We start from the raw sequence: 24069 nt of genomic DNA, 5'->3' as shown, positions 1-24069 counted from the left end.
GTGACGAAGACAACGAGTTGGTCAGCAGGGTAGTCGACGACGTGCATACCGGAGAGCAATACCACACATTCATGCTGGCCTCGCAGCGCGACCGACGGGTGCGCGACAGGTTTCAGAAGCTGGCGCTGGATCTGCTGCCCGCGGGAGCCGCCGTGCTTGATTTCGGTGCTGGCACCGGCCTTGATGCCAAGGTGTATGCCGCTGAAGGACACCCGACTTTCGTGCATGAGCCGTCGGCAGCGATGCGCGAGTACCTGGCGCAGTTCTGCCGCGAGGAAATCGCCGGCAAAACCATTATCGCGGTTGCGTCGCCGCTCGCCTGCAAGGTGCAGGCAGTCATGGCGAACTTTGCGGTGCTCAACCATTTCGCGGACCACGCCTTGCTTTTCGAAGAGTTGTCGCACGTGGTCCAGCAAGGCGGCTTTGTCCTGGCCAGCATGCTCAATCCCTATTACCTCGGTGATGCGCGTTACGGCTGGTGGCGGTCGAACGTCATGAATCTTGTGCGGCATGGCCATTACGCCATCACCAGCGAAAGCCGCATCCATCGTTTTGCACCGCGTGTCGTGGCGCGGGCAGCGGCACCGTATTTCCGAATGGAACAGCTCAACCCACGTGGCTTCGGACTGGCCACCGATCCCTACGTGTTCTTGCTGTTTCGGAGAGTCTGAGATGTGGAAGGACTGGATAAGGCCGTATGTGCGTCCATTGCCGCAATGGTCGACGGTTGCCGTCACCCCTCCGCAGCAGATGGTCACCGCCACCTTGCACTGGGACGGTCAGTCGGCAGATGTCACGGCGGACCACACCGTGGCTTCGCTCGTGCCACTGATGATCGCGACCAGTCTCGATGCCGGCCAGCGTCCTGAACTCGAGTACCGTGATCGCGCCACGGGAAAGCTTCTTGGCGTTTTGCACCTGACGCGCTCGGCCTCAATCGCTGCGGCAGAGACATCGCTCAGCCTCTACTACGTCACAGCTGGCGAACACTGCTGTCTCGGCTGGCCGCTGCGCTCGTGGAACACGCGGCTTCAGAACCGCCTCATGCTGAAGAATCGCTCGCCGCAGCACTTCTCTCCGGAACCTGCCGCGGTACAGCAGCTGATGATCGCCTATCTGTGTCCGCGGCCAGTCATCCTTGTTTCGGTCGATACGCCCGGGCACCGGAATATCTTCCCGATGGATCTGATCGGCCCGTTGGAGCGGAGCGGGCTTTTTTCGCTCGCGCTGCGCAGCACCAATGTTTCCGTACCCGTCATGCGCGACGTGCGCCAGGTTGCCCTGTCCGGCATTCCCGCGACGATGAAGGCAGCCGTTTACAAGCTCGCCGAGTATCACAAGCACCCGTTCCAAGACTGGAATGCGCTGCCGTTTCCTGCTCGACTGTCGCGGGAATTCGGCATTCCCGTCGTTGCTGCGGCCCTGCGTATTCAGGAGCTGTCCATCGTGCATCGCCAGGAGGTCGGCTCGCACACGTTGTTCCTTGGCCGTATCGTTTCACACGAGGATCTCGCGGAAGGCACTCAGCTGCATCACACGGCAGGCTTTCATCAAGCTTATCGTCACCGAAAGGGCAGGCCGTTTTCGGAGGTCTGACCTGCCTGGAGCGGCAGGAGCAATAGGGATTTTCACCTGACCGGCGACACCATCGTCGAGTGCGCGCCGTGTGCGCAGTCCTCGACCTGCTCCAGTCCGGCGCGAAGTACGTGATCCCGACGCACGGATGATCTGCCCACCATTCACCTGTGCCTGCGGCTCGCCGCCGGCACCGCCTCTTCCTGTACCGTCCACTCCCTTCTTGCCATGCCTTGCACGCGTGTAGGCAATCCAGTGTCGCGCCGCAACCTTCTGCGCAAGCGAACGAATGGATGCTCGATAAGAAAATAGGATGCCAGCGCCGCGAGAAAAACGAACATCAGGTTCTGCGGAAATGCATTCATCCATGCGTCGGACCGGTGATCAAAGAAAGGCGATTGCCACAGATACAGCGAATAGCTCAGCACGCCGAGAAAGACGACGGGTTTCCAGTTCAGGAAACGTCCGGCCAACGAACCCGCATGACGCGTGCCCGACTCGATCAGCAACGCGATGCACACGTTCATCACCGGTGACCCAAGCAGGACTGCCACGGGATCGCTGCCCATGCGATTGATCAGAAGCACCAGAGGCACCGCCAGCGCCAGCCAGGGACTGGCGGTGAGGCGCAGGTACCACGTCCGGGTCAGCAGCCATGGCCGCAGCAGGGCCAGGGCACAACCCGCGGCCAGGTAATCAAACATGGCGGGGAAGCTCGTCAACATGCCATTGAGCGAATGGGAATCGACATGGAACATCCATTCGAGGATGGCCACGCGCACCAACGGACCGGTGAAGATCGCCACGACGGCGGCGAACAAGGCGCGACGCTCATGCAAAACCAGCAGCGTCAGCGGCCACAGCAGATAAAACTGCTCCTCGACCGACAACGACCAGAGATGCCCGATCGGCAAAGAGCGGTTTGGCTCGAAATTCACCGTGTAAGTGAGGGCGTAGGCAAAATCCCGACCCGTCAGTTGTACCGCACCCAGCAGTGTCGCGATGGCCATCACCAGAATGAACGCATAGAACGCGGGGAAGATCCGCACTATCCGGCGCAGGTAGAACCGCTTCAGCGAGATGGCCCCTGTCATCTCGCGCTCGCTCATCAGCAGCGAGGTGATGAGGAAGCCGGAGATCACGAAGAACACCAGCACGCCGAGATGGGCGACATCGCCGCACCAGCGACCGTATTCCTGGATCGAGACGGGAAAGTGCCGTGTGCCACAGAGGTGTCCGTAGATCACCATCAGGATCGAGATCGCCCGGAATCCGTCCAGTGACGGAATGCGCCTGCCCGTCGAGTTCGACATGCTTGCTTCACCGTGCCACGAAAGAGGAATGCTGCGGAGAACCTCGGATGACCTGGCTTTTGCCCGTCATCCCAGCGAAAGCTGGAGGTGCTTTTCAACAGCGAAGCTGGTCATCCAGCGACTCCAAGCACATGAACAGTCGGGCACTGGATTCCAGCTTTCGCTGGATTGACGACGAATGACGACGTTCGAGGTTATTCAAGGTTTCTACGGATACAAAGTCTGGAACATTCGAACGGTGTAATCGGCGTCTTCCAGCATCGCGCGGTGCTGTGCTTCCCTGGCCATTCGGAGCCGCAATTCCTCGTCGGCAAGCATTCGATGGATGGCATTGGCGAGTGCCGGCGCGTCTCCGACGGGCACCGCCAAAGCCGCCGAAGGTGACCACTCGACGAAATGCCCGACCGCTGTACCGACCGCCGGCACGCCTGCCACCGCGGCTTCCAGCAGGACCAGCGGGCCTGCCTCATGCAACGAAGACATCACCAGCAGATCGGCGGACTCCATCATCGGGCGCAATTCGCGCTGCGTCTTGAATCCATGAAACCGCACACGGTGTTCCAGTCCAAGCTGGCGAGCCAGCTGCTGCATCTCGCCCTGCAACGTGTCCACGCCAACGATATCGATCTCGAATTCCAGCCCTTTCTCGGCCAAGGCTGCCAGCGCCCGCAGCAGGGTCGGCTGATCCTTGACGCGATTGAGGCTGGCGACGTGGATCAGTTGCGCCTGCTTCGCTTGGCGCTCATGCGGCGCGAGCGGCGGCCATGCCCGTAGGTCGACACCGAGCGGCACGCGCTGCGCCTCGAGGCCAAGCGCCTGCAGCGATTCGATGATCGGCACACTGGCCGCCGTGATGACGTCGGCGCCGCGCAGCACCCACGCTTCGCGCAGCCGCCCTTTCCATTTCCGTCGCCCGCCGTAGTCGATCTCATGCAAGGCGACGAGTTCGCCACCCGCGACATGCACCAGGCTCGGCAGCCGCAGCAGCTTTGCCGCGGCGACGGCGACCAGGCTGCAGGAACCGGAGAAGATCGCATGGACCAGATCGAACGGTGCGCGGCGATGTTCGGTGCGGATCGCTGCAATCGCGCGCAGCCGGGTCCAGCCGTCGCCGATGTTGTGGATGGTGGCGCCTGCGAGCTCCCAGCGACCCGCTTTCGCTTCCTGCCGCAGCGCGAAGACATGTACTTCGTGCGTTTGCGCCAACCGCTCGATCAAAGCTAGCAGCACCGGGATCACACGGAACTCGCCGGTGCGATCCACACCACCTGGAACCACCAGGGCGAGCTTCACCCTGCCCTCCGTCGCCGGTCGTCGAGCACTTGCGCATAAGCGTCCGCCCATTGGCGGCCCACGGCCGTGAACGACAGCGTGGCGTCGAAGTGGGCGCGCACCTGCTCCGGCGATGGTCGATTTGCCGCGATGCTGACCAGTGCCTCGGCCAGTCGTGCCACATCGCCGCAGGGCCATAGCTTGCCGACACGGCCGTTGCCGGTCAGCGCGCGAAACGAGGGAATGTCCGTGACTACCGGCACCGCACCGCAGGCCAAAGCCTCCATCAGCGCATAGCCGGAACCCTCGGAGTGACTGCCCGAAACGAACAGATCCGCGGCTCGCATCAACACTTCAACCTGCGCGTGCGTCACCTTGCCCAGCAGGTGCACACGCCCGCCGAGCTGCGGATCGTGTTGAATGCGATGTTGCACCACGTCGAGCAGCGGCGCGCTGCCGAAGGCGCACCAAAGCTGCAGGCCGGGCAGCCGAGACGCGGCCCGGGCCACGCCATCGAGCACGGTCAGCGGGTCCTTGCCGGGGCTCAGGTGCCCTACCCACAGCACGCAGGGATCGCCATGAAGTCGGGTCTCGGCGCGGGCATCGACGCGGCTGCCAGGAGTGAAACGGCTACTGGATTCCGGGATGGCGAACAGCCGTACCTGCGGTCCGAACAAATCGGCGGCACTGAACCGCTGCGCCTGTTCGAGCGCCGTGAAGACAACACCCGAAACGGCCGCATACCAGCGCCGCCACTGCGGCCGCCGCCACCAGCGCGGCAGCCGATCGGCGTGGTCCTGAACAAGGATCGGCAGCAGCGGCAGACATTCCGACACGGCAAATGCATCCCCGGCAAAGCCCAGGCCGTTTGCATGCATGACATCGGCCTTGATGTCGGCGAGCAGACGGGCGAAACGACGGCCGCGGCCTGTCACCCCGGGCAGCCCTGTGGTGTCGACGAAGTGGTAGTCGATGCCATTGCGGGTCAACCTACCGTCGCGTGCCGCCGCCTGGACCACCGTAACCCGGGTTCCGCCACTGGCAGCCACTTCGGCGATATCCACCAGCGAAGGCCATCGCTCGAGAACCTCGTCATGCGCGAGGCCTGCGGGCGCAGGCAGGAAGTTGATCTGCGCCACGTGCAAGGCCGCCATCGCTACGCGCCCGTGATTTGCGGCTTGCGCAGCTGCACGAAACGATTGGCGATATTGAGTTCCCATGGATGGTTGTAGCGCCGATGGCGATAGCGCCACGATGCCATGGCACTCATGCCGCGCTTGGCCCAATGCGGCGCGCGCTGGTCTTGCACGGTGGGAAAGCGGCAGCGCAGCACGGTAACGAAATCGTAGATGCGCCGACGCAGTTTGTCGGTGAGCCAGGGAGCATCGGCGTGGCAGGCATAGTCCACCCAACGACGCTCCGTCCATTCGTCCGGTGTCGAGGGAAACACCACCGGCTCACCATTCACGTCGAGCAACGGCATCGATTCACGCTTGCCTCGATCCTTTTCGTGCTTGCTGCCCTCCGGCAAGGGCGTGTAGATGTAGGTGATGATTTCCGAGGCGGGATTGATGCGTTTCAATTCGCGGATGAACTCGAACGTCAGCTCGGTTTCCTGTTCGGTATTGACCGGTGGCGCCAGCATGAAGGAGAACTCGGGGATGACCCCATGGCGCTGACACAGCTCGGCCACGGCCAGGGTCTGATCCGGGCGCGTGCCCTTGCGGATTTCCTTGAGCATCGCGCCACTCGGTGACTCGGCGCCGATGTACGCCATGCGCAGCTTGCTCTTGCGCACCAGTTTCCAGGTGCTTTCGGAAAGCTTGAGCAGGGCGTCCGCACGCGCAAAGCACCACCAGGGCATTTCGAGCCTGGCCATGACCTCGAGCATCGGGATCATGTCCTGCTCGCGGTCAAAGAAGTTGTGATCGTAGAAAAGAATGGAATCGGCACCGAGCTCGTACTTCAGATAGCTCAGCTCGCGCTCCAGGCGTTCGGTCGGCGGCAGCGACGTGGCCCCGCCAAACATGGCCGCCACGCCGCAGAACGTGCAGCGGAAGCGACAACCGATCGACGCCTGGTGCACAGCCGTACGGCGCCCGAGAAAGGTGCTGCCAAGATACTTGTCCGGGTCGCCCACTTTTTCATAAGGCAGCACCAGCGCGGAATCGCCGCGATGGAAGCTGCGATTGGGGTTGTGCACGATCTCGCCATCGCGGCGCCAGGACAAACCACCGATCCTGGCCAATGCATCATGACCGCCACCGCGGGCCAGCGCCGAAACCAGCTCGACCAGGCTTTCGTCACCCTGCCCGCGCACTGCGTAGTCCACATAGGGCGCAGCCAGCGTGGTGTCGGTATACAGCGTGGGAAAGTAGCCGCCCCAGATGATCGGCATCGACGGATAACGCTCGCGCATCGCCTTGGACACGGCAATCGCCGGCGCTACCTGCGGCCCGCCCATGATGCCGATACCGAGGCTGTCGAAGTGCTGCTTCTCGGCGGCGGCCAGGGTCGCGCTCACCAGATCCCGATCGATGTTGCCATCCACGATATGGCTGTCGCCGAAGCGATCCAGTGCCGCCGCCAGGTTCAGCAGCGCCAGCGGAAAGCGCGGGTTCGTGGTGACGGTCGGGTTGACCAGCAGCGTGCAGGGACGATGAGGCATGGGGCGATAAGTCATGGGGCGTCTTCAGGTATTCGTTGATCAGGCCACGCGCCGCAGCTGGAACACCAGCGCCACCGGCACTTCCAGCGCCATGCGGTCGAAGCGCGCGCCGGCGGGAATGTCGGCCGGATCGAGCATCGGTTCCAGCACCTGTTCGATCCGCAGCCCAAGCGTCGCGCAGGCGGCATGCCAGTCGCTGTACAGGTGCTGCGTATGCCGCACGGCGTAACGCTGGTTGCCGGATTTGAAATCGCGTAGCCAGCCGAGCGCATGCCCGATCGGATGCACGTCGCTGCACAACAGCATGCCGCCGGGGCGGGTCACGCGACGCAGTTCGGCCAGCGTCTGTTGCAGGTTCTCGAGATGCCCGACGACCAGGCCGCAGACGGTCAGATCCGCCAGCGCATCCTGCACCGGTAAAGTCGCCAGGCTTCCCTGCACCAGCTCGATCTCGGCACCGGCGCCGGGTTGCAACGTGTCCAGCTCCGCGGCGGCACGTTGCAGCATCTCGGGCGAGAGATCCACGCCGGTCACGCGAGCCGCGCCACGCTGCAATGCGTGCAGCATGTAGCGTCCGCTGCCACAGCCGGCATCGAGCACGACCTCTCCTTGCAGCGTGACCGGCATCAGCCCGAGCATGGCACGCTCCTCGGCGTGCATGACCGGATTGTGCGCATGCGCCGGATAGCTGCGCGCCCACAGCGCATAAGCCTCGGCGGGATCGAGAGTCGGTGGCCGTGACATCAGTAGCACCGCGCTTCGATGCCGAGATCGCGCTCGCGCTCGCGCTCGTTCCGATCAGCGACCCATTCGAGCCCGGGTTCAAGTGCAAGCAGCGCCGGCTCGGCCAGCGACCTGGCCAGCAACTTCGGCTTGCCGTCCAGTGTCACCGGCACGGCTTCCATGCCGGCAACGGCAAACCATTCGGCAAAATCGGTATCGGCAATACAGGGGACACCGTTGCGCACCACGGCGCGGATCTGGCTGCGTTCAATGTCCACCAGACTGCGTTCCTCACTGCCACCGCGGTCCTCGACGATCACCAGGTCCGCAGGTACGCCCGGCATGAGGCTGCCGCACGAAGGCAGGCGCAGGATGCGGGCGGCCTGCGTCGTGACCAGCGCCAGTAGTTGCCTGGGGCTGAGCTCGCCGCGAGTTGCGATGCCGCGCATTTCCTCGAGCAGGTCGCGGGCACCGCTGAGCCGTGAATCACTGCCCAGCGCAAGCCGGCCGGCCGCGCACAGGCGCTGCGGATCGAGCGAGCGCCCAAGCAAGGTGCGGTTGCTGGTCGGGCACCAGACCACTGCGGCATCGCTGGCAATCACCCGATCGATGTCCTGCTCGCGCAGGCCGACGCCATGGATCAGTACGCTGTTCGCCGCCAGACATCCCAGTTGGTCCAGCTGTGCCAGCTCCGCCTGCGCCGTCGCATCGGTGCCCTCGGCCAGGTGGATCAGCCAGGGCCGGTCGGCGGGTGTGGCAGCAAAACTCTGCTGGACGGGAGGTCCGTAACCGGGCCAGCCCAGCGCGTAGCTCCAGCCGTAATCGCGCAGCAGGGCGACCGGGAAATTCGTCGCGTCGAGCGCCGGATGCCACGGGTCGTGATGCGCCACGCAGGTGGTGCCGGCAAGCAGGTTCTTCAGCGCACCATGCCGCAGCCGCAATTCCTTCGACACCTGCAACGCGGCGATGACGACGGGTTCTTCGAAATGCGCCTGGAAAGCCGCAATCCAGGCATAGCTGTTGGGAAAGGGCGTACCGGTTTTCAGCGGTGGAACGGAGTTGACGTGCAGATGCTCGTGCGCATTGATCAGGCCGGGGAAGATCAGGTGGTCGCGCAGATCGACCCGGTAGGCCCGCGCGGCCAGCGACGAACCGATCCGCCCTGCCCGGATCGGCAGCGGTACGCGCGAGCGGGCTTCCGTCGTGACCGAGACCGCGCGGCACAGGCTGACATCCATCGCTGCCTGGAGTATGTCCATGGGCTCAGCGCCGTCGCATCACGATCAGGAAGTGGTCGCCCATGTCACGCAGCAGCGGCAGGCCACCCAGGCGATCGTCCAGCCGCCCCAGCCGCTCGCACCAGTCGCGTCGACGCCGGTAGTAATCCACCAGGTAAGGCGGTGGCATGAACAGGCTCAGCGCGCGATAGCTCTGCAGCGAGAAGTGTCCGGCGAAGGCGCGATAGAACTCGCGCGGCAGGTAGTAGTAAGTCCAGATCGTGTGGCGGTTCATGCCGACCGCCGTCGCGCCTCGCGCGGCCCGCACGCCGGCCCGCTTGAAGCGGCCGCGCAGCGCGTAGTGGCCCAGCTCCCACGGACAGATCCGTCCCATCACCGAAAAAACCAGGCTGCCGCCGGGCCGCAGCAGACGTGCGCATTCGGCCGCGACGGCACCGAGGTCCGGCGCACAGTTCAAGGGGCCGAAGTTCGAATAGATGCCATCGAACTCGCCGTCCAGCTGGTCGAGTTGCTGGACGCCGAGGTGCGCCGCCGTTACGCGTGACTGCAGGGCCGTGGCGGCGGCGCGTGCCCGCGTGCGTTCGACCATCAGTGGCGACCAGTCGGTGGCAACGACATGGAAACCACGTCGTGCAAATTCGAGCGCATCGATGCCGGTACCGCATCCCAGGTCGAGCAAGCGAGCGCCAGCCGGCACCTCGCTGTGCACGGTGTCCCACAGGGTCAGCCGCATGCGCTGGATCAGCTCGTTGTTGCCGCGAGGACCGTCATAGTCGGCGGCAACACTGTCGAAGGCATGCTGCGTCTCAAGCAATTGCGCTTCGTCCAGGGACGCGCCCCGTGGGTGCTGGCGAGCGCCCATGGCGGACCCAGCCTGGCACCTGGTTTCAGACGTGTGCTGCCCGCTCATCTCGATCGAACTCCGCTCCACCGCAATGCAGCCCTCCGCTCATCACCACACCCACGGGCCGACCACCGGCTGATCCCCGGCAACTTCACTGGACTGCTCAGTGAGTGCCGGCATGGGCCGTTTTGGTTGAATGACGCTGGCGAGCGGATGTATCACCCGCCTCAGCGCCATGAACCCTGCACCCGATCCCGTCTCTCGGCGAAAGCGGGCCACTTCTATGGGGATCGTCGCTTGGCGCCTCTCGCGACGGTCGCGAATGCGCCAAGACAAACTCCCAGCAAGAGGCCGATGCCATAAGTCAGCTCGGGATTCGGAAACGCCTGTTTGTCGGGAACATAGACCGGCCACATCATCGACGTTTCATACGTGTAGGTAGGGCCGAGGCGATCGACGAGATCGCTCTTCGCCTGCTGCAAGCTGCGGATCTCGTCATTCTTGTTGGCCAGCAGCACACTGGCGAGCATCGGATTCAGGACACCCTTGCTTCCCGCATCGTCCTTGTTTCCTGGCGCGGCTGCCTGCTGATAACGGGACCGGTCGGCTTCGGCGGTCTGCAGGTCGGCCTCGATCTGGGCAAGGTGCGCGCGCGCCGACTCCAGCGGCATCTCTTCGAGGCGCTGGTGGAGCGCACGCAGCTGGGTGACCGTCGCCGTGGCGAGCTCGCTGGCCTGCTGCCGGGAGTATCCCCGCACGGTCAGCCGGACGAGCGAGCCCGCGTAGAGCATGGGCTCCACCTTCAGACTCTTGCGGTAAAGCTGTGCCACGGACGAATCGGACGCATAGCCGGCGCTTTTCAATATCTCGTTTTCAAACGGCACCAGCTGCAGCCGCTCGATCACCCGCTGCAGCGGTTCGACCTTCAGATCCTGACCCGACGGCACCTGCCCGACCTGCGCGATCTGGATCCAGGCGGTCGCTTCCCACTGGCGCTTCGCCAGGTGCGCGAAGGCATAGGTGCAAGCCAGGGTCACGACCAGCACGGCAACGAACCACATCCACCCGCGGGAGAATATCCGCCAGAGATCGATCAGATAGATTTCATCTTGTTCCATGGTTCTGTACTCGCTGGAGAGAGGGTGGAGACACGGTTTGCACGACAATCGCGGGCGCATGCCTCTGCCCGGTGCCTGCCGGTTCCCGCGGTCTTCTGTTCGGTAGCCATGCCGAGAAAACCTGCATGAGAAGACACAGGCCGATAAAACCGGCGTTCGTCCACGTGAAAGCCTGCGGTGCGAAGGGCGACATCACGCACACGTAGGAAACGCGCAGGAAAATCAGGAAGGAAAACAGCGGGACCGTCGGACGAAGGCGCCGCACGCTCCACAGCAGCATGCCGTACAGCACGAAGACCGCAGCCACCGCACCAAGGGGGCCGAACGCCATCAGGAAGGGAAAGAACTCCGTACCCACGTTGATATTCGGCGCATCCAGCGGGATATCCGTCCCGGCCGTCGCGACAGACCCGCTCAACGGAACCACCTGATTGATGAGGAAATTCGCGTTGGAGTAGTGCTTGGCCAGTATGGCGCTGAAGTTGTAGGGGCCGGCGCTACCGTAAAGCAGCAGCCATTTGATGCCCTGCGGAGCCGCGTGATACATGGCACTGAAGGGCAGCGTGACGTGATCCAGCGGCCCGGACCGCAGTATGCCGAGTATCGAAAAAACACTGCTGCCTGCGAGCGCCAGGAAGCCGACGGCTTTCCACGGCAATGGCTTTGTCTCGTCCCTGCGCAACACAATGACGAGCGCAAACGAAAACACGGTGGCGAAAACCCTGTTCCGGTCGATCACCAGGATGGGAAACAGGAACCCGATGGCGATGAGCATGTTGCGCAGCCACCTGCTCCTGACGCAGAGCAGCCCGATCGGAGGAAGTACCCAGCACATGTCCGAAATGTGCCGGATATGCTCGTGGCCGCCTTCCATCGTGGCGTAGGACGACGGCTTGTTGAGCAGTGGAATGGAAAACAGCGCCAGATCGAGTAGACAGAAAAGAACGATCAGGCCGGCAAAAGCCAACGCGACAAACGAATCGCGGGTACCCGCATAGTGACGCGAGTGAAATCGCACGGCATCCGGAATCCTGACACCCGCCAGCACGTCTAGCAGCATGACGGCCACGGCAACCACGGCCAGCAAAAACAGACCTTGCAGGTAATCGGCGGAAAGATCGTAGGTGAGCCAGGTAAGTCCGCAGGCAAGCAGGATCGGCAGCCCGAGCCAGGTCGAGGGAAGACACAGCAAGCGTTTCATGTCGCCTCCGCACCAGGACTTTCGGACGGAAGCCTGACCTTTGACAGAACCATCAGCGACAGATACGCCAGCATGTGGAATGCCAAGGGCCACAGCTGTCTCTGCAGGAACGAAATCTTGGCCCCGATATAGTGCGACTGCGCCCTGAGCAAGGTTCTGTAGGGTTCGTCGAACAAGCATGCCCGGCGCGTCGCAACCTGCCTCGACTCGACGAGATTGATGACCCGGGTCGCCGTGTGTCGCGTCTTGCTCAGGTTGGTGCTGTGAATGCGGTACGCGCAGACGCTGACGTCGATGAAGCCAAGCGCATCACGGGCCGCCAGGCGAAGAAAGAGATCCCAGTCTTCGATGCGCAGGCCTTCGCTCCAGCGGTCGGCGGTATCGAGCGCGCTCCTTCGCATCAAGGCGACCGGCCCTCCGATGGCCCACTGGCTGATGACGGCGCGTCGTATGCCGTCGTCCGATCGATAGAGAGTCTTGTCGGCACCGTGAAGATCGCGCATGCCGCTGTCATGGATTTTTTTCCCGTCCCGATCGACGACGACCGAATCACCGATCACCGCTCCTTTGTCCGGATGCGCCAGCAGATAGCGGACCTGGGCATCAAGGCCTCCGGGCAACAGGTAGTCATCACTGGCGCCTGGCCGGAGGAACTCTCCGCTGGCACGCGCCACCAGTTCGTTCAAGGTCGCAGCGATGCCCCTGTTCTCCCTGTGCACGTATTCGATCGGAAGTTCCATGCAATGCGTCGCCACCCAATCGGCAATCCTTTCGGCGGTCCTGTCGGTCGACCCGTCATCGATGATGATGAGTTCCTTGGCCGGATACGGATCTTCCAGCACGCTGTCCAGGCAGCGCTGCACGAAACGCTCGTGGTTGAAGGCGGGTATGAGAACGGAGACCAGCGGCATCGCCGTCGCGTCCCTTGATACGTCGAAGGCCATCATCACAGCCTCCCCAGGTAACGTCGTACGACCAGCACGGTGAACGCGAGGTAGAAGAGATAGTTGATCGTGAAGGCGTACATCGCCCCGACGAGGCCGAAGTGCGCGGTAAGCATATAAACCAGCGCCAGATAGCTGGCTGCAAACACGCACTCGGATATCACGAACAGCCGCGTCATGGCCTTGGCCAGCATGACGTAGGACAGGATGAAGGAGGCGATCTTGATGACATCGCCCACCAGCTGTGGTCCGTACAAGGCATTGGCGGCAGTGAAGTCCGCACTGAACAGCAGGCGTGTCACCCAGCCTCTCAAGGCATAGACCACGGCCGCCATCGCGACGACGGCGGGCAGCAGGTAGCGGTAGGCATGGCGCAGTTCAAGAGCCAGGGATTCGCGCTCGTGCGTCGACGCCAGCTTGGGCAAGTAGTAGATATTGATAGCCGTGGTGAGGAACAGCAGATAGGCATCCGACACCTTGCTCACGGCCTGCCAGTAACCGACCTGCTCCCAGCCGAACTGGGCCGCAAGGTGGTCGCGAACCGCGATATTGATCATGGGCGGCAGCAAGGCGGAGCTGAGCGTCATCACCGAAAAGCCCGCGAGCCGCAGGGTCATTTCGCGGTCGAAATGCATCCGCAGCATGCTGCGCCGGAAGTATGGGCTGCGCCACCAGGCCGGCAAGCCGACGGCAAGGCACAGCAGCTGGCCCAGGACGAGTGCCAGCAGCGCGCCGTACAGATGCAGCCAGCGCGACAGCCAGAGCACCAGTACGATGCTGAAAGCCGATCCCAGCACCTGGATGAAGGCAAGCCGGCGCACATCCATGAAGCCGTTGATCACGGCAAGCATGTAGTTGACCAGTGCAATGCCGAGCTGGGCCACGGCGAGTACGCGGATCAGGCTTGCATAACCCGGATCGCCCAGCAGCCAGAGCGCCATCTGCCGGCTGAACAGCAGCGCGACGCCTCCCATCAGGCAGGATGCGCAGAGCGCATACCAGAGCGCCGCAGCAAGCAGGCGCGACAATTTTTGCGCGTCGTGGCGGTATTCGGCGACGTACTTGACGATGCCGGCGCTGATGCCGCCACCGGCCAGCACGGCCAGCAACGACATGAGGCTCATGAACTGGCCCAGCTTGCCCACCCCCGCAGGGCCCGCGAACCATGCCACCAGCTTGATCACGACCAGGGCCGCGAGCAGCCTCGCAGCCGTGGCGATCGTGGTGTAGAAACCGGTGCGGACGATGTTCATGCGGGGCACTCGAATGCCTGGCAGGCTTCGATCACCCGGTCCACCGCGTCATCGCTCAGCGTCGGTCCCATCGGAAGGCTCAGCACTTCATCGTGCAATCGTTCCGTCAGTGGCAGATCGGCGTCTCGCAAGGCGGCGTAGGCCGGTTGCAAGTGCGGTGGCACCGGGTAATGCACCTGGCTCTGGATGCCGTGCGCCTGCAGATGCCGTTGCAAGGCGTCACGGCGAGAGCAGCGGACCACGAACAGATGCCAGGCGTGCTGTTCTTCCCGCGCCACCTCCGGCACCAGGATCTGCGGATGACGGATACCGTCGCGATAGCGGCGCGCCACGCGGCGACGCCGTGCGATGTCCTCGTCGAGATACTTCAGCTTCACCCGCAGCATCGCCGCCTGCATTTCGTCGAGCCGCGAGTTGAGGCCCTGGAAAAGATGGCGGTACTTCACGTCGGAACCGTAGTTGCGCAGCGCCGCGATCCGCTGCGCCAGCGCGGTGTCGCCGGTCACCACCGCGCCGCCATCGCCCAGCGCGCCAAGGTTCTTCGCGGGGAAAAAGCTGAAGCCTGCCGCATCGCCGAACGCACCGGCCTTGCGGCCGTCGCTCATCGCGCCATGGGCCTGTGCCGCGTCTTCGATCAACAGAAGGTTGTGCCGCCGGGCCAGCGCAGACAGCGCATGCATATCCGCCAGCTGGCCGTACAGATGCACCGCCATGATCGCGCGCGTGCGTGGCCCGATGGCCGCCTCCACGCCGGTCGGATCCAGGTTGAAACTTGTCGGATCGGGCTCCACCGGTACCGGCACCAGCCGGTTCCCGGTGATGGCAAGAAAGCTGGCAATGAAGGTATTGCCGGGAACGATGACCTCGTCGCCCTCTTCGATCACGCCGAGTTCCTTGTAGCCACGCAGGATCAGCGACAGCGCGTCCAGCCCATTGCCGACGCCCACGGCATGGCGCACGCCACAGTAGGCGGCAAACTCGTGTTCGAAGGCCGCCAGTTCCTCGCCAAGCACGTACCAGCCCGAATCGATCACGCGCGCAGCCGCAGCCTTCAGTTCATCGGCGTAGCGCGCATTGACGTCCTTGAGGCTCAGGAAGGGGACATCCATCTGGGCGGCGTCCATCAGGGCGGTCTCCATCAGATCGGTCTCCATCAGAGCCGCCACTCGTAGAAATCGTGCACGACGGCGCGGGCACCGAAATATTCCTTTTGCGCGATCAGCCCACCATTGAGCACGCGCCCCTCCTGCTCGGTCGAAATGCCGAAACTGAAATGGAGTCGCGTTGCGTACGTATTCTCGATCAACTCCGCCAGCAGGAAACTGAGCGCGTCCAGGTGCCGCCCCTCCTCCGAGACAGCCATGTACTGGGTGTGCACAACCCTGCCGAAGTCGTAGACAAGAACGCCCGCCAGCAAGGCGCCTTCGTGGCGTGCCTCATGCAACACGATCTGCTGCGGAAAGCGCGCCTGCAGCAGACACAACTCCGCCAGACTGTGAGTCGGCACGGCATCGTGTTTGCGCAGCACGTCGGAGAGCAAGCTGTGAAAGACTCCCAGATCGACGCCAGACTGCACACGGACGCCTGCCCTTTTCGCCTTGTCGATGGCATGCCGGCGACCCGACGTGAAGTGAAACGCTTCCTGCAGCGAAATGACCGAGGAAAGATCGCGGCGCTTCAGCTGCGCTCCCAGCCGATGCAAGGCATACAGATCCTCTTCGGCGGGGTAGGCATGAAACACATGCGGCACTGCCTTGTAGATGATGCGTTCCGCGCCAAGCGCACGATAGTGGCCGCCCATCTGCTCGAACACCGCGAGCGTCGATTCGGCACGCAGGGCATGCGTCGTGATGAGTCCTGCATAGCTGAGGCCGGCGTGACTCGTCACCGTGTTGTCCCCGATGCAGGCAGGGAAAACCGCCACGGCCTCGCCATTGTTTTCGACCATCAGCGAGCCATCGACAAAACGGTCGGCGTGATAATCCATGTAGCCGCGCCGATGCATCAGGTTGCCGTTTCTGGAGCGCTCGACGACGGCGTCCCAGGCATTCGCGTCCGCCTTGGCGTAAGGTCTAATCGCGAACATGAGCATCGCCGTCGAAGCGGTCACCGTTGGCCTCGGCCACGCCGAATCCATCCGCCCCCATGTCGTTGCCGTTGTAGAACATCAGCAACTTGTCACGCTGGCGGATCAGTGCGGGATAACAGATGACCCGTGAGTCCCAGCCGCTGGCGGACAGCGTCAGGCCGAGCGTTTCGTCGCGGCGTTCCCAGCCGATGCCGTCATCGCTGTAGGCAAGACCAGGAAAGTATTCGCCGGTGACATTGCCTCGAGTGAAGTACATGACGTACTTGCCGTCGAGCCGATACACGCGCGGCCGGCCGATCCGGTATTCGTTGCCGCGCGGCAGCAGGCAGGCATGATCCTTGTGCGGTATCGCACCAAGATCGTCCATCTCCATATAACGAATGTGGTAACGCGGAAAGGGGCAGCCGCCAATGGTTTCCCAATCGTCGCCAGCGGCATACCACATGCGCCAGCGGCCGTTTTCATGAATGACGGAATGCACAGCGCCGATCATGCTGCGACCCTGCGCGCGGTCCAGGATGGGGGTTTCCTGCGTGCGCTCGAAACGATGGCCGCCGTCGGTCGAAATGGCCACGCCGGTAAAGGCCAGGAACTTGGCCTTGGCCACACGCTGGAAGCCGACGTAGAACAGGTGCAGACCGCCCGGCGCATCGACGATATCCCCCAGGATCACGCCGTTGTCGTCGAAGCAGCCGTCCCGACCTATGTCGAGTACCGGTTCGGCACTGACGCGCACGATGCTCGCAGGATCGTCTGCCCGCACGTCGACGTAGCCGATACGGCTGACGCCATCGGCATCGCGAAACCCCGCATAGACGCGTATGAGCTCATCGTCGATGCGATACGGGGTCGGCGTAAGCGCCGAGTGACGCATCCAGCCACCCACGCCATGCCGCGCGGTTTCGAACACCAGCCCTTTCTTGCTCCATTCGAACATGCGTTCTTCAAAGCCCCGCTTCGAGGCTGGATTTGCCGGGCACAGCCTTGGCCGGCGAGCCGACGTAGATCCGCCCCGGCTCGGTGTCGCGCGTGACCAGCGCACCGGCGCCGATCAGATTGCCGGGCGCGACTTTCACGTGATCGTTGAAGGTGGCGTTCACACCGATGAAGCTGTTCTCGCCGATCTCGCAATAACCTGAAATGACCGCATGCGAGGCGACGAACACGTTGTCGCGCACGACCGTGCGATGCCCCACGTGATTGCCGCTCCACAGAATGCAGTTGTTGCCGATGCGCACGAAAGGCTGGATCACGTTGCCTTCGAAGATGAAGCTGTTTTCACCCAGCTCGGCATTGCGCCACACGAAGGCACGCGTGCTGACATACGTGGCAAACCGGTAGCCACGTCGCTTGGCATCCTGGTAAAAACGCGTGCGCAGGCGATTGAGCTGGCTGGCCGGGATGGCAACGAACACTTCGACACCGGTTGGTGGGTAGTGTGCTTCCAGTGTCTCGTAGGCCACCACGGGACGACCCGCCAGCGTCGGCTGTCCGAGATATTCGCGCTCGACGCTGAAAGCCACCACGTCATAGTCGCTGTCGTGTTCGAAGTATTCGCAGGCGATCTGCGCAAATTCGCCCGCTCCGATCAGGACTAGCGGCCTTGACATGCTGCCATGTCCTCGAGGTACATGGCGCCGCTGACCTCGCGCAGGAAATCGTCGTAGTCGGTGATGTAATCGCTCTGGTCGTACAACTGGTCGGCCAGCACCATCAGCACGCAATCCTCGCTGAAGTCGTACAGCTCGCGCCACACCATGCGACCAAGCATCAGTCCATGCGAGGGATCGTCGAGCACGACCTCGACCGGTCCGCTGCCGTCGTCCAGCAGAAAGGTGACGGAACCTCGCACTGCCACCGCCAGTTGATGCAGATGGCGATGTGCGTGTCGGCCCCGATGCACGTCGTTCTGCGTGGCGAATATGTAGTACACGCGCCGGATCACGAAGGGCACGTTCCGATCCTCTTCCAAGGCGATGAGCATGCCGTGGCTGTCGCCATGCTTCTGCAACTGGATTCGTTCGATTTCCATGTTCCAGGCCACCCCCTAAATTCTGAAGATCATCCACATACCTGAGTGCCGCGTCGGTGTGGAAAGGTTGCGTCGGATCGGGAATGGCCAGAGCACCGGCTTCGCTCTGGATGACAGGCCGACTGCTGCTGCGAAGTTGGGCGCGATCGTCATGACCATTGCGATGCAGGGCCACCGGGAAGCGGGTTCCCGGGCCCGTTCAACACCGGATGCAACCTTTCATGGCTCAACCGGCACCCAGTTTCACAAGGCTCTCTACAACATCACGCGCACGAGCCTCGTTTTGGGCATGAAGCAAGCCATGGGGGATGCATGGGGATCGGCTGGATGACGGCAACGCGCAAAGGCAGCTTGGTCAGAAAGAGGACTCGTCTGGAGACGGGTGTGATAGCACTATCGTTGACGGCGCTGCTGGCCGTGATGACCGGTCTTGGCGGCGTGTTGCTGTGGTCGTCCGGTGCGATGGCACAGCAAAGTGACAGCACGAACACCGGCCAGCCCGCGGCCCACCAGCCGTCCAATCGCCTGAGCGAGAGCGATATCGCACGCATGTTGCCCTCCACCGACATGGGTGCCGGTGCATCGGTGCGTGGCGGCATGCACGCAGGTGCGTTCGACGGCAGCCCCGCCACACCGTTCGATGCGGCCCCGATCCCGCAGAACCCGCTGGCGCCCGGCGCGGATGCGATCGGTGCGAAGAGCTGCGCCGCCTGCCACGCGCTGGAAGACATCCAGGCTTCGCACAGCCTGCATGTGGCCTCGTTCCGCGCGGGCAGCGCCAACACCGGGCCGCAGGCCGCCTGCGAGACCTGTCACGGCCCCGGCTCGGAGCACGCGAAGAATCCCGCGGCTCCGGGCCTGATCATCGCCTTCACGCACGACGCCAAGACCCCGATCGATACCCAGACAAGCACCTGCCTGAGCTGCCACGTCGGCGGCGCGCGCCAGCACTGGATCGGCTCGGTGCACCAGGAGCGCGGGCTGTCCTGCACCGACTGCCACAACCCGATGACACGGCAGTCGGCCGAGGGCGTGCTGGCGAACGATTCCATCAACCAGGTGTGCGCGACCTGCCACCAGGATGTCCGCGCCCAGTTCAACCGCCGCTCGCACATGCCGCTGCCGGAAGGACAGATTTCCTGCGTCGACTGCCACAACCCGCACGGCAGCATCACCGAGCCGTTGCTGAAGACCGACACCGTCAACGAGACCTGCGAAACCTGTCATGCCGAGAAGCGTGGCCCGTTCCTGTTCGAGCACGCGCCAGTGGGCGAAAACTGCCTCAACTGCCACAGCCCCCACGGCTCGAACCAGGAAAACCTGCTGGTGCTGCCGGTGCCGATGCTGTGCCAGCAGTGCCACACCAATAGCGACCACCCCAACGATCTGCTGACGCGCCAGAGCCTGCGCAACGGGCTGGTGCCGGACGAGCGCGTGATGGGACGCAGTTGCCTGAGCTGCCACAGCAACATCCACGGCTCCAACGATCCCAACGGCGCCAAGTTCCACCAGTGAACGGCCATCGGTGAAGGGCGGAGATATGCCGAAGCGTAAACCTCTGACTGCGCTGCTGGGCCTGACACTTGGCCTGGTCGGCCCGTTGCCGGTGCTGGCGCAGGCCGATGCCAGCGACAGCCAGCGCGTGGGCAACATCCAGTACGGCAACAGCCTCGATCCCACCGGCTGGGGAGCGTACGCCGTGCCGGATCCGGCAGGCATGTCCTACCTGCATGCCGGCCAGCTGCGCACGCCGACCGGCATGCTCTATCCCTACCCCCACCAGGTACCCGACGAGACCCCGCTCGGCACGGGAGACTGGACCTATGCCGGACTGGTCGAATTCGGCTACATGCATACCAGCGGCGACCGCAACGACGAATTCTTCCGCATGTACTCGGGCTGGAAGAACGGCCCCGCGTTGAGCCTGCTCGCGTTCTCCGCCCTGAACCACAAGACCGGCCAGTACGTCGACTTCCGCGGCAGCCGGATCAGCAGCCAGGATCAGTATTACCGCCTGCGCACCGGTCGCTACGGCGACTATCACATCGAGGCGTTCTACCGGGACATCCCGCATACCCTGAGCACCACGGCCTATCCGCTGTGGAACGGCGTAGGTTCAACCAACCTGACCCTGCCCAACGGTCTCGCCACCGGCAGTACGCCAGCCCAGGTGCAGGCCGTGGAAGCGAATCGGCCGCGCCGGACCTTGTCGGTAACGCGCCAGAGCGCGGGTGTCAGCTGGGAAAGCGCGCTGACCCCGAACTGGATCGGCTACGCTGGCGTGACCAGCGAACATCGCACGGGCGACCGCGACTGGGGCGGCCCGATGTACCTGAGCTATTTCTTCGTGGCCCCGGGGCCTGGCGGCCCGGGAACGCCGAGCATTCCGGGTACGTCCGGCGGTCAGTACGACACGGTGCGCCCGGTCGACTTCACCACCACCGACGTCAACCTTGGCCTGCGCAACAAGGGTGGCGCCTCGGGCTGGCTGTTCAACTTCACCATGACCGGCTCGTTCTTCCGCGACCACAAGAGCACCCTGGACTATGCCGTGCCTTTTGCCGTAGCGCCGGGCTCCACCTCGACAGTCACCGGCGGCACGTGGTCGCTGGAGCCGGACAACAACTACTACAACGTGCGACTGGAGGCTTCGCATCCGCTGAAGCTCTGGCACGGCGAGTTTTCCATTTCGGCGGCCTACAGCAGCATGCGGCAAAACGATCCGCTGCAGGCGCCGCTCAGCCCGATGTATTGCCCGAGCGGACAGTATCTCGGCACGACCGGCATTGCCTGTGCGGACTGGAACACCACGGCCGCGCTGTCGCGGCAGGACGGCGATGCGCGCATCGATAGCGGCCTGCTCAACCTGCGCGTGGATTTCCGTCCGACCGCGAAGCTCAGCTGGCACGTCAACCTGCGCCAGCGCGACGAAGACAACATGACGCGCTACACCATGTACAACCCGTTGACCGGGCAGTATGGCTATGTACCCGAGAACGGCGCGGAACCGATTGCCACCGGGGGGCAGACCGAACTGTTCCAGCCTGGCAGTCCCCTTTACCAGTCGAACTTCGCGCAGATCGCCAGCATCCCCTTCAGCTACAACGACCGCAAGACGGAGCTGGGTGGCAGCTACCGGATCAACCAGAACAACACGCTGAGCGCGAGCTACCTGCTCGACTATCAGACACCGCACCCGCGCGAACGTACCTATATCAACGACCAGCACTTCAAGCTGGGTTGGGATACCAAGGCCTTCGGCGACGCAACCCTGCGTCTCAGCTATGAATACCAGAAGCGCACGGGCGGCCCCTATAACCCCGATCCGTACCTCGCCGCGTATTCGCCGTCCATGCCCGGGTACCTGCTGCCTGCGGTTGGCTATACCGCGTTCACCGTCGCCCAGATGTACAAGTACGACATGAGCAACCTCGATGCGAGCAAGCTCAAGGCGATCCTGACCAAGCCGCTGGGAACCACAGCCACCTTCACCGCCACGCTGTATGGCAACCGCCTTCGCTACGGAGCGGATATCGGGCGGCAGTCCTATGACACGACCGGCGCCGATTTCTCATGGGACTGGGAGCCGACGGCGGCGACCTCGATGAGCGTCTATGCGGGCATCGAATCGAGCCGGCTCAAGCAGGGCAACGTCAATGACAACGAGGCGCTGACCTTTTCCTCGCCGGAACAGGCCGACATGCAATTCGGCGGCCCGTTTTTCCCGTATGCCAATTTCTGGACGGCGACGGACAACGAACGCGACATCGATGCCAGCGCGCATTTCAACCATGTCTTCTCGCCGCGCGTCAGGCTCGACCTCAGCTACGACTACACCTATTCGCGCGGCTTGAACAGCTACAACTACGCCAGCCTGGCGGCGATTTCTTCGGTGTACCTGCCGATCCTGACTGCGGCGGATATCGGCAACAGTTTTCCTCCCAACATCTACCGCATGCAGACGCTCACGGCTAATCTGAATCTGGCTCTGACCCGGAGGCTGGGCGTGCGCTTGTACGGGAAATACGAGTTCGGCAACTATGTCGACTGGAACTACGCCGGCTTCGACACGCCTGCCGACCTCATCGTCGGCAACCGCGTCTTCACCGAGTTGGGGCCACAGCCACACTGGCATGCCATGGTGGTAGGTGTCTTCATGAACGTGAAGCTCTGAGGAGAACACCGTCATGCCTTCCGTGCACCGTGTTCTTTATCTGGTGATGGCGACAATCCCGTGGCTGCCCGCGTTTTCCACCATGGCGGCCGAGGGCACTACGGTGCGCACGCCGGCGGCATGGGCCGACCTGCGCCGGCAACAACCGATCACCGGCGACGCCTCGGCCGGCCAGGCAAAATCAGCCGTATGCGCCGCCTGCCACGGGCCGCAGGGTGTAGCCATCGCGCCGAACTTCCCGAACCTGGCCGGGCAGTCGGCGACCTATCTTTATGTGCAATTGAAGACGCTCAAGAACGGCCAGCGCAGCGACCCGATCATGAGTGGTCAGGCCGCCGCGCTGAGCGACGCGGACATGCGCAACCTGGCCGCCTATTACGCCTCGCTCCCGCCCAAACCGGCCGGGCACGCCGATGCCGCCTCCCGCGGCGGACGGCTCTTCCTCGACGGCGACCCAGCCCAGGGCGTGCCGCCCTGCCAGGGTTGTCATGGCCCGACGGGGCAAGGGCCTCGGGTGTACTCCAGCGATGCACCACAGCCGCCGTGGTCGACCTTCCCGAGACTGCACGGCCAATCGGCGATCTACGTGACCAAGGCGCTGGGCGATTTCCGCAGCGGCGCGCGCGGCGGCACGAGCAATGCGCTGATCATGCACGGCGTCGCACAGACGCTCAGCGATGCGGACATACAGGCGCTGTCGACCTACGTGGTGACGCAGTGAATCGGCAACGATTCCGAGAACGAACCAGCAGCCCTTGCAACATCCCCGGCGCAGGGATCAGGAAGGCAGTGCCACACCGTGCTGATGCAAGCGTCACCCGCGTCAGCCTGGGTTTCATGTCAATGGCCATTGCGGCATGTCTTTCCATGCCGCTTCATGCCCAATCGACAACATTCACCGGCACCGCGGCACTCAGCTCGGAATTGATCGACCGGGGTCAGGCCATTACCGGCAATACACCGATATTGCAGGGGGCTGCATCCTGGACTTCTCCCGCAGGCTGGTCACTGGGGCTGTCGGGAAGCACCGAAGTGCGCTCGCCTGGTCGTGTTGTAGAAGCCCTTGTCCAGGCATCCCGCTATTGGTCGCTTTCCGACGACTGGCAGATGCAGGCGAACCTGCTCTACTACAGATATCCTGGCGAAACACGTTCAAGAGCCTACGATCGGGCCGAAACGGGCGTCGACTGGACATATCGAGACGTGCTGACCTTCGGTATGTCGGCCATCTACGTCATCGGCGCCAGGGATCATCAGCCGCGTGGTGCCGCCGATCTCAGTTTCCATTGGCCGTTGGCATGGCATTTCTCGCTTTCCGCCGGGGTTGGCGTCGCGCAGCCGCTCATCGCGCCCTATACCCCGTATGGCTACGGCCACGCAGGCTCTTACAGCTACGATCGCACGGGCCTCCACGGCTATGGCCATGCGGGGTTATTGTGGAGCCATGGGCCTTGGCGGATAGAACTCGATCGCATCATGGCCGATCCGGAAACACGGCAACAATGGGCCAATCTGGGCGCCTCCCCCTGGGTCGCAACAATTTCGCGATCCTTTTGATTCAAAAGCAACCTTTTTGCGTGGATACGGCACTTACATAGCGAACAAGCCGCAATCCGATTGTCTTC

Annotated in this window: 23 protein-coding genes; 7 read left to right on the top strand and 16 right to left on the bottom strand. The window is 63.3% G+C overall.

Annotation, left to right across the window (positions count from 1 at the left end; genetic code table 11):
- The first annotated feature begins 17 nt into the window (after window positions 1-17).
- Both ACYVKM_RS08440 and ACYVKM_RS08435 read left to right on the top strand, forming a co-directional pair.
- Window positions 18-671, top strand: a complete 654-nt coding sequence (locus tag ACYVKM_RS08440; RefSeq protein ID WP_460877152.1) for a methyltransferase domain-containing protein — start codon at window positions 18-20, stop codon at window positions 669-671.
- 1 nt (window position 672) lies between these two features.
- Entirely contained in the window at window positions 673-1596 is a 924-nt protein-coding gene (locus ACYVKM_RS08435; RefSeq protein ID WP_460877151.1) for a flavin reductase, read from the top strand.
- Window positions 1597-1739: 143 nt separating this feature from the next.
- On the opposite strand, the gene ACYVKM_RS08430 is transcribed toward ACYVKM_RS08435, so the two are convergent.
- The 16 genes from ACYVKM_RS08430 to ACYVKM_RS08355 all read right to left on the bottom strand — a co-directional run bounded on the left by ACYVKM_RS08430 (window position 1740) and on the right by ACYVKM_RS08355 (window position 18270).
- The gene (locus ACYVKM_RS08430; RefSeq protein ID WP_460877150.1) at window positions 1740-2888 is read right to left on the bottom strand and encodes an acyltransferase family protein; all 1149 of its coding nucleotides are present in this window, start codon (window positions 2886-2888) and stop codon (window positions 1740-1742) included.
- A gap of 207 nt (window positions 2889-3095) precedes the next feature.
- Window positions 3096-4181, bottom strand: a complete 1086-nt coding sequence (locus ACYVKM_RS08425; protein WP_460877149.1) for a glycosyltransferase family 4 protein — start codon at window positions 4179-4181, stop codon at window positions 3096-3098.
- Window positions 4178-5314, bottom strand: coding sequence for a glycosyltransferase family 4 protein (locus ACYVKM_RS08420; RefSeq protein WP_460877148.1), 1137 nt, complete (start codon window positions 5312-5314; stop codon window positions 4178-4180). Before ACYVKM_RS08420 ends, ACYVKM_RS08425 begins: the two co-directional genes overlap by 4 nt.
- 2 nt (window positions 5315-5316) lie before the next feature.
- On the bottom strand, window positions 5317-6843 hold the full coding sequence (locus tag ACYVKM_RS08415) for a B12-binding domain-containing radical SAM protein (RefSeq protein WP_460877147.1): 1527 nt from the start codon (window positions 6841-6843) through the stop codon (window positions 5317-5319).
- Between the two features lie 24 nt (window positions 6844-6867).
- Window positions 6868-7572, bottom strand: coding sequence for a class I SAM-dependent methyltransferase (locus ACYVKM_RS08410; RefSeq protein ID WP_460877146.1), 705 nt, complete (start codon window positions 7570-7572; stop codon window positions 6868-6870).
- Window positions 7572-8810 carry an amidohydrolase family protein gene (locus tag ACYVKM_RS08405; protein WP_460877145.1) on the bottom strand — a complete coding sequence of 413 codons (1239 nt, stop codon included), beginning with the start codon at window positions 8808-8810 and terminating at the stop codon, window positions 7572-7574. The genes ACYVKM_RS08410 and ACYVKM_RS08405 overlap by 1 nt, the downstream gene beginning before the upstream one ends.
- 4 nt (window positions 8811-8814) lie before the next feature.
- Window positions 8815-9651 carry a class I SAM-dependent methyltransferase gene (locus ACYVKM_RS08400; protein ID WP_460877144.1) on the bottom strand — a complete coding sequence of 279 codons (837 nt, stop codon included), beginning with the start codon at window positions 9649-9651 and terminating at the stop codon, window positions 8815-8817.
- Between the two features lie 263 nt (window positions 9652-9914).
- Entirely contained in the window at window positions 9915-10751 is an 837-nt protein-coding gene (locus tag ACYVKM_RS08395; RefSeq protein WP_460877143.1) for a Wzz/FepE/Etk N-terminal domain-containing protein, read from the bottom strand.
- The gene (locus ACYVKM_RS08390) at window positions 10738-11952 is read right to left on the bottom strand and encodes an O-antigen polymerase (protein WP_460877142.1); all 1215 of its coding nucleotides are present in this window, start codon (window positions 11950-11952) and stop codon (window positions 10738-10740) included. Before ACYVKM_RS08390 ends, ACYVKM_RS08395 begins: the two co-directional genes overlap by 14 nt.
- The gene (locus ACYVKM_RS08385; protein ID WP_460877806.1) at window positions 11949-12896 is read right to left on the bottom strand and encodes a glycosyltransferase; all 948 of its coding nucleotides are present in this window, start codon (window positions 12894-12896) and stop codon (window positions 11949-11951) included. The genes ACYVKM_RS08390 and ACYVKM_RS08385 overlap by 4 nt, the downstream gene beginning before the upstream one ends.
- 2 nt (window positions 12897-12898) lie before the next feature.
- Window positions 12899-14149, bottom strand: a complete 1251-nt coding sequence (locus ACYVKM_RS08380; RefSeq protein ID WP_460877141.1) for an O-antigen translocase — start codon at window positions 14147-14149, stop codon at window positions 12899-12901.
- A complete protein-coding gene (locus ACYVKM_RS08375; protein ID WP_460877805.1) occupies window positions 14146-15258 on the bottom strand; it encodes a DegT/DnrJ/EryC1/StrS family aminotransferase in 1113 nt (370 codons plus the stop codon). Before ACYVKM_RS08375 ends, ACYVKM_RS08380 begins: the two co-directional genes overlap by 4 nt.
- A 44-nt stretch (window positions 15259-15302) precedes the next feature.
- A complete protein-coding gene (locus tag ACYVKM_RS08370) occupies window positions 15303-16235 on the bottom strand; it encodes a GNAT family N-acetyltransferase (protein ID WP_460877804.1) in 933 nt (310 codons plus the stop codon).
- The gene (locus tag ACYVKM_RS08365; protein WP_460877140.1) at window positions 16222-17175 is read right to left on the bottom strand and encodes a hypothetical protein; all 954 of its coding nucleotides are present in this window, start codon (window positions 17173-17175) and stop codon (window positions 16222-16224) included. Before ACYVKM_RS08365 ends, ACYVKM_RS08370 begins: the two co-directional genes overlap by 14 nt.
- A 7-nt stretch (window positions 17176-17182) precedes the next feature.
- On the bottom strand, window positions 17183-17848 hold the full coding sequence (locus ACYVKM_RS08360; RefSeq protein WP_460877139.1) for an acetyltransferase: 666 nt from the start codon (window positions 17846-17848) through the stop codon (window positions 17183-17185).
- Window positions 17833-18270: a sugar 3,4-ketoisomerase gene (locus ACYVKM_RS08355; protein ID WP_460877138.1), complete on the bottom strand. Its 438-nt coding sequence runs from the start codon at window positions 18268-18270 to the stop codon at window positions 17833-17835. Before ACYVKM_RS08355 ends, ACYVKM_RS08360 begins: the two co-directional genes overlap by 16 nt.
- A 151-nt stretch (window positions 18271-18421) precedes the next feature.
- Between ACYVKM_RS08355 and ACYVKM_RS08350 the strand changes: the two genes are divergently transcribed.
- From ACYVKM_RS08350 to ACYVKM_RS08330, 5 genes are all read left to right on the top strand, one after another.
- Window positions 18422-18601, top strand: a complete 180-nt coding sequence (locus ACYVKM_RS08350; protein ID WP_460877137.1) for a hypothetical protein — start codon at window positions 18422-18424, stop codon at window positions 18599-18601.
- Window positions 18602-18654: 53 nt separating this feature from the next.
- Window positions 18655-19785 (top strand): DmsE family decaheme c-type cytochrome, encoded by a 1131-nt coding sequence (locus ACYVKM_RS08345; protein WP_460877136.1) that lies wholly within the window; start codon window positions 18655-18657, stop codon window positions 19783-19785.
- A 25-nt stretch (window positions 19786-19810) separates the two neighbouring features.
- A complete protein-coding gene (locus ACYVKM_RS08340) occupies window positions 19811-22444 on the top strand; it encodes an MtrB/PioB family outer membrane beta-barrel protein (protein ID WP_460877135.1) in 2634 nt (877 codons plus the stop codon).
- A 13-nt stretch (window positions 22445-22457) separates the two neighbouring features.
- A complete protein-coding gene (locus tag ACYVKM_RS08335) occupies window positions 22458-23165 on the top strand; it encodes a c-type cytochrome (RefSeq protein WP_460877134.1) in 708 nt (235 codons plus the stop codon).
- A gap of 122 nt (window positions 23166-23287) precedes the next feature.
- Window positions 23288-24001, top strand: a complete 714-nt coding sequence (locus ACYVKM_RS08330; RefSeq protein ID WP_460877133.1) for a TorF family putative porin — start codon at window positions 23288-23290, stop codon at window positions 23999-24001.
- The last annotated feature ends 68 nt before the right edge of the window (window positions 24002-24069 follow it).

This window comes from Rhodanobacter koreensis (genome assembly GCF_054782855.1).
This window is presented reverse-complemented; position numbering and strand designations above follow the sequence as displayed.